This is a genomic window from Jeotgalibacillus marinus, from assembly GCF_040801915.1.
Taxonomy (GTDB): Bacteria; Bacillota; Bacilli; order Bacillales; family Jeotgalibacillaceae; genus Jeotgalibacillus; species Jeotgalibacillus marinus.
The window spans coordinates 1-244 of record NZ_JBFMIA010000263.1; the positions used below are offsets into that span (position 1 = coordinate 1).

At 46.7% G+C, this 244-nt stretch carries 1 protein-coding gene; it reads right to left on the bottom strand.

Going from position 1 to position 244, the window contains the following annotated elements; genetic code table 11:
* Positions 1–43: 43 nt before the first annotated feature.
* The coding region (locus AB1471_RS17785) for a hypothetical protein (RefSeq protein ID WP_367781043.1) at positions 44–244 on the bottom strand (201 nt) is incomplete at its 5' end.

The window sequence follows — 244 nt, forward strand, 5'->3', positions numbered from 1 at the left end:
CTCTCATTTTTCGTATACTTGCAAATTTCTACTACTTGGTATATCATACATTGTCTGTTGTCTTGCGCTTCTTTCTCTTTCCTTTCTTTTCTCCTTTCTCCTTCCCTCCTTTTTCTCTTCCCCCTTTCCCCCCCCTTTCTTTCTCCTCCCCCCCTCTTTCTCCCCCCTCCCCTTCTTTTCCTTCTCCCCCCCCTTCCTTCTCCCTTCTTCTCTTCTTTTTCCCTCCTCCCTTTCTTCTCTTTCC